Raw genomic sequence first — 8,876 nt, 5'->3', positions numbered from 1 at the left:
ACGTTCCTCTGTGATCTTATCACCGCTGGCTGTTAGTCTGTCTTTTGAACAGGAGATAAAAAGCAGACTGATGTAAACGTACAATAATAGGTTTCTCATAGTAATTTGGTTTTTGTGTGTTATAAACGATGATTGTTAATTTCAATTAAAGGTTGCATTAGGTTAAAAGATTACCTGAATACCTCCGGTATAGCCTACATATAGTCCCTGGAAGTCGTTTCCTTTGTTACCCCATTTAGATATGTAGTGCTTGTTTAAATCTTTACCCTCAATGGTATTGGTGTTTACGTAGTTAAGAGACGGACCGCCATAGATCTCCAGAAATTTAGCGATCTTCAAAGCAGGTAATACGCGAAACGACGAACTAAAATATTCTCCATGTTTAAAGCTCTCTAAACTCATCGCCGTTAATTCAGTATTTAACCTGAAGCTGTTTGACTGGAAAAAATGAGCTCCCATACCGGCCTCAGCTGCATATACTTCTTTGTCGTTTTTAAAGTTGTATCCAACTCCCAGAATACCATAAAGTACTCTGCCTCCCGATCTGAAGGTTAGCATGGTGGTCAGGTTGTCGTTGGTGCTTACCCCAATACTTTTCTCCCCGTTTTTTATAATGTTTACAATACCTATCGGGAAATCACTGCTCTCTGCGATGTTTATAAAACCGGCTATCTGGGCGCCTTTAACCTTTTTGGCAATATTTATAAAGCCTGCAATTTGAGATCCTTTTACATCTTTGGCTACATTCATGAAGCCAGCCATTTGAGAACCTTTCACACCTTTTGCTATATTGATGAAACCTGCAAACTGAGATGCTGTTCCCCCTTTGGCCACATTGCCGAAGCCTGCAAACTGGGCACCATTCATTTCTTTAGCAATGTTGGCGAAACCAGCAAATTGAGCACCCTTTACATTCCCTGATGATATGTTGGCAAAGCCTGCAAAAGCAAAACCATCGCCACCGCCATAAGTGTTAAGGAAACCAGCAAATTGTCCGCCGTCTGCATTTTTGATTACATGATTAGAAAATCCTGCAAACAGGAACCCTTTGGCATCATGTAATACCACATTCGAAAGCCCTGCAAAGGCCAAACCACGTTCAGCTGCAGATACTCCGCCAAGTAAGTTAAAAGAAAGGTTATTGGTATCTAAAGGGGCATGTGTTCCGTTAGTACTTAAAGGATACACAATACCAATATGCATTTTGCCTGGCATTTGATTTTGCGCATTTGCAACTAGACCGGTAGCTAATAATACTGATGCTGTTATAAAAGATTTGATGTTCATTGTTGTCTTGTTTTAGAGTAAGACAACATGATTTACTTATACCCCTACGCAGGGGAGGAGAAATATTTAGCGGTCGCTATAAGGCGATCGTCGAGAAAAAAAACTAATTACCCGCTGGCGCTGCCACAATATTCTTTCTTCCAAAAAAAAGTACAGTAAGCGCAATAACAGAGGTCACTGTCATAATCAAAACCATCGGCACAGCCGATGTCTGCTCAAAAAAGCCAATACATGCCGATGCCAATGCTCCTAATCCCATTTGAAGCGCGCCCATCAACGCAGATGCACTACCTGCATTTTTTGAAAAAGGAGCAAGCGAAAGCGCCAAAGCATTCGGGTTGGCAACTCCTAAACAGCATAAGAAAACAAACAGAAAACCAATAGTTTCGGCAAGCCCGAACCAGCCATTAATACTGCCAATTAAAAATACAATTACCGTAATAACCTGCCCAATTAAAGCGGCAAAAATCAATTGCTCGCTTTTATATTTCCTTAGCATCAATGTATTTACCTGACTTGYGCCAATAAACCCTACAGAAAGAAAGGCAAAGATCCATCCATAAGTCTCTTCTTTCACTTTAAATAGCGACATAAAAAGAATAGGAGAGCTGGTAATGTATACAAACAAACCAGCAAATGCCATAGCTCCGGTAAACGCATACGTGTAAAATGTAGGTTCACGTAACACCGCTATAAAGTTGTTTATTATGGGTTTAGGCTTTAATGACATGGTGGTGTCCGGCTTATAACTTTCGGGCAACCAGAGCCAGCTGGCTATCAAATTAAACAAGCCTAAGCCCAGTAAAATCAAAAACACTGTATGCCAGCCAAAAGCCACCGTAACATAGCCACCTACGGTAGGAGCAATCATAGGCGAAACGCTAAGCACAAGCATCAATAAGGCAAATACCTTGGCATTTTCACTAACAGGAAACAAATCGCGAACCATGGCAACCGATGCAACAGTAGCCGCACAGCTTCCAATTGCCTGAACAAACCTCAATACAATAAACGAGTCAATATCTTTAACCAGCGCACATCCGGCAGCTGCCAGAATATATACCAGTAAACCAATAAATAGGGGTTTCTTACGACCAAAACGATCTAACAATGGTCCATAAAGTAACTGACCAGCAGAGATACCTATAAAATAGCTTGATAACGACCAGGCTACCTTCGCATCGGTGGTATTCAGGTCTTTGGCTATTGCTTTAAAACCCGGCAAATACATATCGATAGAAAAGGGGCCGAGAGCGGTGAGTGAACCAAGTATTAAAATTAAGAACAGATATCTTTTTTGCGTCATACCACAAAAGTAGTTATTTGATAACCGGCTTTTCGTCATGCCAATTCCAAATTATATAAATAAAAGATATTAAAGGCCGATACCGATGCCCGCATTGGCAATACCGTAATTTCCAGAAACACCATAAGAAGCATAAAACCTGACTATAGGAAGTTTAACCTGAAAACCCGCATCAACACGAAAATCTTTTAGGTAGGTTCTCTCAATCCTTACGGGATTAGAAAATGTTTTATAAGTAACCTGGTCACCATTATAACCGCTTATTATCGGGTAGTTTCCGCTCAGTCCCATATCGGCGCTCGACACGTTGTAGCCTAAAGACAGGTAGGGGGTGAACACTGAAAACTGTTTGGATATCAATGCCTGGAATAGATAGTTGTTAAAGTTCCCAAAAATCTCTTGTCCGGAAAAGTCTGTAGACTGTTCGCTGTCTTGCGGCACCGAATTTTCAAGTGGTTGCAGGTTGAGTGATTTCTTATATTTCAGGTTATTGTAACTGAAGGCCAAGGCGAGATCAAAAGGCGCATCCTTAGATAAATCGCGCATAAAATTATGTTTAATTCCAAAACCAATCAGAGAAACCGAACCTATTTTCCGGCCAATTGTAAACCTTGGCGCAGCCCGAATAGTAACATCTGTATTGGCGGGCAGGCCTACAGTTAACTGGATCTGTGGTGTAGGTACATAATTCTCCAGCATCCCACTGGGTAATTCAAAAGAAACCAGTTTGTTGTTATTCTCATCATAAACATCCATCAAAGGCCCATTAGCTCTGGTGCTGCCACTAAAGGAGGGTGAAATGACGTCATTGGGGTTCGCTGGACGCAGGTTGCTCGACAAACCGATCCGGGTAACGTCAAATGATTTGCCAGAGGCAGGTACTATTACACCAGTTCCGGTAACACGCAACTCAAAATGGGACAGTCCGAGGGTCTGGGCACTGTTTGTCCACCCACTGTTCATACCCAATCCAAATCCCTTAAAAAGAGACTTGGAATAAGCATCAACAAGTTTTGTGGCATCGGCAGGTCCTGCGTTTATGAGTTGTTCGAAACCGGTCTGGGCAAATAATTGGTGGGAGCTGATAATAGATAACAGTGATATAATAGCAAAAAGTCTCTTCATAATAATTCAGTAATACTATACTAGTAACGTCAGTAAACTGAATTTATCATAAAGAAACTTTTTATAAAGTAATATTTGGGAACCTTAGCGGCTTTTATCTCCTTTCATTATAAACACCAACTTCGGCAATAGATGGTGGGCCATCAGGAGATTGGATAGCTAATTTTATTTTCTCTGCCCAAAGTCTGTCGAAGCGGAAAATCTGAATTTTGCTGTTTTGGTCTACTTTTTCGGTTTTAAGCGGCTGCCATTTTCCACTGGCAAAGTATTGTATGGTATAGGCACTTTTTGTATTCCTTCCCTGAGTAATCACCAGCATATTTACAGGTTTGGCCTTTTCAAAATTGAGCTCATACCATGGCGATTTTACTTCGGAATTTGAAACCCAGGCACTTCCAAAATTATCATCATTGGCAAAATCCATAATATTCATGTCATCACTCCAGCTGCTGTTGCTTTTAACATGTTTAGCAAGGTTACTTGATATGATCGGTGCAGCATGCTCCGGTACCTGCGGAAGCTTTTCAGGTTTTTTATAAAGCTTGCCTATTTCTTTTAAAGCCTGCACGGCATTTTCATCAATCAAGCCATCTGCATTTGGGGCTACATTAAGGATGAAGTTACAGTAAGCATTGTTATACGGTATAATAAATTTATTTACAAGCTCGTCTACATTTTTAACCGGTGTACCCGGGAAAGATGTTTTCCAAAACCAGTTTTCCTGCAATGGAAGACATGCCAAAGCCGGCAGCTTATTGTGCTCTTTAGAAATGAATTGCCCTGCGCCCTGCTCATACGATTTGATGTCGGTATAAAAAAGTGCTTCTGCCGGGTATTTTGCCGCGTTAAGATCCATTACCAGACAATTGGGTTGTAGTGATTTGATCAGGTGATAGATGTCCTCAAATGGTACATCATCATACGAGATTCTTGACCATGGCGCATCCCATCCATCAATAACCAGGGCCGTTATTTCACCATAATTGGTAAGCAATTCGGTGATCTGATCTTTGATCATTTGAATGTGTTCAGCAGTGATCTGATTGGGGCGGATGCCATGGTGGGTATCCAGAATGGAATAGTAAAGCATTACTTTTAAGCCATTTTTACGGAAAGCATTGGCATATTCCTTTACCACATCACGTCCAAATGGCGTATGCATCACATTATAAGGCGTAGTTTTGGTATTCCAGATAGGGAAACCGCTATGGTGTTTGGTTGTTAAGCATCCATAGGTCATGTTTGCCGATTTTGCTGCTTTAGCCCACTGATCGGCATCAAACTTAGGTGATTTGAACAGGGAAAGGGCTGCATCAGGATCCGACCAGTCCTGGTTCATAAAAGTAGGCATCCCATAGTGGATGAACATGCCAAATCCGAGGTCTACAAAATCCTGTTGAAGTGCAGGGAGCGATTTATTCGGCGCTTTTTGCTGCGCATGTAATGATTTTAAAGGAGAAAGTCCTGAAATCAGTAACAATAAAACTAAAATTCTTTTAATAGTCATTTTTTCTGTTTTGAAATTGGTCAGTGCAAATTTATAGTGAATAAAGAATAAACTTGTCGAATGGAAACCTAACAGAAGCCTAACAAAAGCTTAACAGTAAGAAAAATAAAAAAACTTACCCTACTTTTAAAGCAAATTGAATTATTGAAAAATGACAAGTCGCCTATATAAGAGCATAGTGTTAGTCAGCTTTTTGATCCTCATAGTTGTGCAGGCAAGGTTAATTTACAATACATACACTTTACGCGACAGAGACTTCAACTTAAAGGAAAAAACGCTGCTTAATGACGAATACGGGAGGAGCATACCTGCCGACAAAGTGTATCCCGGTGGTGGAAAAATCATTGATTCTATTCTAAGCCGGAATATGCCCAACCTACGTGCGGCTTATCTTAAAGATAAGAAAACCTTTGATCAATTGGCCATGCGGGTAAGTGATACACTTTTCAATGTTTTAAGGATGAAGAGTAACATGGACAGTGTTTTCAAGTCGATCGTTATTCGGAACTCCCTGGATACCAATATGCGTTATTTACTAACGTTTCAATCAATAGAAATAAACTTTGACAACCGTATAGGAGATATTTTCATCTTTGACAGTAAAAAAGCATTTTTTAAAGAAAAGAATAAAGCAAACTATGGGGCTATTATTGATGGTGAGCTCGCCAACCCCACACCTCAAAACAGGGTAACCAATCTTTCTGTAAGCGACAAGCTAAAATACGATTACAGGGTTACGTTTAGCCTTTTTGCTGATCACCCTTACCGCATGTTAAGGGTTGCCTATCAGATGCTTCCTACATTTTCATTGGTGGCAATATGTATTCTCATAACTGTTGGCATAAATTATTATACTTACATCAACTGGATGAGGCAGAAAAAAGAGGCCGAAATAAAGTCCGATTTTCTGAACAGCATTAAGCATGAATTCAACACACCGATTACTACAATCCTGGTGGCAAGTAAAAGCCTCGATGATGATGTTGTGCTGAACGACAGGCCGCGTGTAAAAGCACTTGTTCACATTGTAGAACGGCAGGCCCGCCGGCTGGAATCGCATATCAATCAGATGTTGGAGCTATCAGTGCTCAAAAAGAAGGCAAATCTGGTAGAAACAGATCTGAACTATTCGGTTATGGTATTGATAAATGATTATAAGGTAAAGCTTAGTCCATCAGATCGCATTACATTTGATCCATATAGCGCTGAAATACTGGTTCGGATCGATTCTTTTGTGTTCACAACTATGCTGAATAATATGTTTGATAATGCTTTTAAATATAACCATAGTGCCCATAAGCATGTCGAAGTATTTATTGATGAACAGCAGGGAAATTATGTGCTCCATGTTGCCGACAATGGAACCGGAATTGAAGATGATGTTAAAGAAAAAATATTCGATAAGTTCTTCCGGTCAAACCAGGACAGTACCATTCCCGGGCTTGGGCTTGGATTATATTACGTAAAAGAATGTCTGGATATTCATGGTTGGAGAATGGACGTGAAAACAAAAATAGGTGAGGGCACAGAATTTATGGTCTATATATGATTTACGATATTGTTATAATAGAAGATGAAATAGATTTAGGAAATGTTGTTTCTGAATACCTTAAGTTAAGGGGCTTTAGTGTGCAATGGTTTAAAACTGCTAATGAGGCATTAGCTTATTATGCGGCTAACCAATTGACCAATAAATTGATCATCATTGACGTTCAGCTGCCAGATCTAAACGGATTTGATTTAGCTACCGAGATCATGAAAATCAATAAAAACCAACCCTTTTTCTTTTTAACAGCCCATAACGAGAAAGATAACCGCCTCAGGGGGCTCAAAATAGGGGCAATAGATTATATTGCCAAACCCTTTGAAATTGAAGAGCTCGTACTGAGAATTGGGAATATCATCGATAAGTTATCCAACAATTCTTCTGACAGATCCGGTGACCAACCGGAATTTATCCGTATTGCCAACATCAAATACAATAAAAAGCAGTTGTATGTTTTGCTGCCAGATAACAACGAGGTATCACTCACTTTAAGAGAATCAGAATTATTGGATTATCTTTTAGGTAATCTCAACCAGCTGGTAAAGAAAAAGGATATTCTGTTGGCGCTGTGGGGAAATGATGATTATTTTAACGGAAAAAGCCTCGAAGTCTTCATCTCCAGGCTCAGAAGGTTATTTAGAGCATCCAAAGAAATCTCTATCGAGAATGTTTATGGCCTTGGCTATATGTTAAAGGTAAAATAATCATACTCCTGAATTATATGAATAATCGGAATGATTTAAGCAAAATATTTTAAACCTTATTGATGTTACTAATGTTATTAGCAAATATAACTACTTTTGTTAGTAAAATTTAGAAAGATGTCTGAGCGGATTAGAGAAAAGTTAAATATACTGGCTGATGCAGCAAAATATGATGTATCATGCTCATCAAGCGGGGGAACGAGAAAAAACGACAATAAAGGACTTGGTGATAGCCATGCTTCTGGAATTTGTCATACCTATACAGAGGATGGACGCTGTGTTTCTCTTTTAAAAATTCTCCTGACCAACCATTGCATTTATGATTGTGCTTTCTGTGTTTCAAGAAAAAGTAACGACATTGAACGCGCAGCTTTTACTGTAGAAGAAGTTGTATCCCTAACCATCAATTTTTACAGACGAAACTTTATTGAAGGACTTTTTTTAAGCTCTGGAATTTTTAAAAACGCCGATTTTACGATGGAGCGCTTACTCAAAGTCGTTAAAAAATTAAGACTGGAAGAACGCTTCAATGGATATATTCATTTGAAAACGATTCCCGGTGCAAGCGAAGAATTAATCAGGGAGGCTGGTCTTTATGCAGACAGAATGAGCATCAATCTGGAGATGCCTACAGAAAAGGGACTAAAATTACTTGCCCCGGAAAAGAGCCATGAAGACGTAAAGCGCCCACTTGGATTTGTACAAAATCAAATCGTACAATTCAACGACGAAAAAAAGCTGATTAAAAGTACTCCTAAATTTGTACCTGCGGGGCAAAGCACCCAAATGGTAATCGGTGCAACACCTGAAACAGATAAAGACATTATGCATACCGCAGATGCATTTTATAAAAACTTCTCTCTGAAAAGGGTTTATTATTCAGGTTATATTCCGATTAGCCATGACAATCGTCTGCCGCTTATTGGCACTCAGCCTCCGCTAATTCGTGAGAACAGATTATATCAAACTGACTGGCTCATGCGCTTTTATGGTTTTAACGTTAACGAACTCCTGAACGATGCCAACCCACACCTGGATGTGGATATAGACCCAAAACTTAGCTGGGCGCTTAGAAACCTTCAGTTTTTCCCAATAGATATCAATGTGGCCGCTTATAAAATGATTCTGCGCATCCCTGGAATTGGAGTGAGCTCAGCAAAAAAAATTGTACAAGCCAGAAAATTCGGAAAGTTACGGATCGACCAGCTTAAGAAAATAGGGGTTGCCTATAACAGGGCAAAACATTTTATCAAATGCGCAGATACTCCCTATCAGATTAAAGATTACCAGGGTACGCAGATCAAGTCATTTATATTAGCGGAGAGCCAGAGTAAATATTTAAAGAATGATGTTCAACAAATGATTTTATTTTAATCCTGCAACTTTAATGATATACGTGAT

7 protein-coding genes are annotated in these 8,876 nt (G+C 39.6%); 3 read left to right on the top strand and 4 right to left on the bottom strand.

Features of this window, described 5'->3' with window-relative positions; genetic code table 11:
- Window positions 1-162: 162 nt before the first annotated feature.
- The 4 genes from AC1DDX_RS17210 to AC1DDX_RS17195 all read right to left on the bottom strand — a co-directional run bounded on the left by AC1DDX_RS17210 (window position 163) and on the right by AC1DDX_RS17195 (window position 5,225).
- Entirely contained in the window at window positions 163-1,287 is a 1,125-nt protein-coding gene (locus tag AC1DDX_RS17210; RefSeq protein WP_288884354.1) for a hypothetical protein, read from the bottom strand.
- 103 nt (window positions 1,288-1,390) lie between these two features.
- A complete protein-coding gene (locus tag AC1DDX_RS17205; protein WP_477622323.1) occupies window positions 1,391-2,593 on the bottom strand; it encodes a multidrug effflux MFS transporter in 1,203 nt (400 codons plus the stop codon).
- A gap of 69 nt (window positions 2,594-2,662) precedes the next feature.
- Complete coding sequence (locus AC1DDX_RS17200; protein WP_172663272.1) at window positions 2,663-3,718, bottom strand: DUF6588 family protein; 1,056 nt, start codon at window positions 3,716-3,718, stop codon at window positions 2,663-2,665.
- 94 nt (window positions 3,719-3,812) lie between these two features.
- Window positions 3,813-5,225 carry an alpha-L-fucosidase gene (locus AC1DDX_RS17195; RefSeq protein ID WP_288884355.1) on the bottom strand — a complete coding sequence of 471 codons (1,413 nt, stop codon included), beginning with the start codon at window positions 5,223-5,225 and terminating at the stop codon, window positions 3,813-3,815.
- A 151-nt stretch (window positions 5,226-5,376) separates the two neighbouring features.
- Between AC1DDX_RS17195 and AC1DDX_RS17190 the strand changes: the two genes are divergently transcribed.
- The 3 genes from AC1DDX_RS17190 to AC1DDX_RS17180 all read left to right on the top strand — a co-directional run bounded on the left by AC1DDX_RS17190 (window position 5,377) and on the right by AC1DDX_RS17180 (window position 8,849).
- A complete protein-coding gene (locus tag AC1DDX_RS17190) occupies window positions 5,377-6,774 on the top strand; it encodes a sensor histidine kinase (RefSeq protein ID WP_288884303.1) in 1,398 nt (465 codons plus the stop codon).
- Window positions 6,771-7,475 (top strand): response regulator transcription factor, encoded by a 705-nt coding sequence (locus AC1DDX_RS17185; protein WP_337714866.1) that lies wholly within the window; start codon window positions 6,771-6,773, stop codon window positions 7,473-7,475. The genes AC1DDX_RS17190 and AC1DDX_RS17185 overlap by 4 nt, the downstream gene beginning before the upstream one ends.
- Window positions 7,476-7,592: 117 nt before the next feature.
- Window positions 7,593-8,849, top strand: coding sequence for a putative DNA modification/repair radical SAM protein (locus tag AC1DDX_RS17180; protein ID WP_337714863.1), 1,257 nt, complete (start codon window positions 7,593-7,595; stop codon window positions 8,847-8,849).
- Window positions 8,850-8,876: the final 27 nt, after the last annotated feature.

The organism is Pedobacter sp. 10L46_2, assembly GCF_056395165.1.
This window is presented reverse-complemented; position numbering and strand designations above follow the sequence as displayed.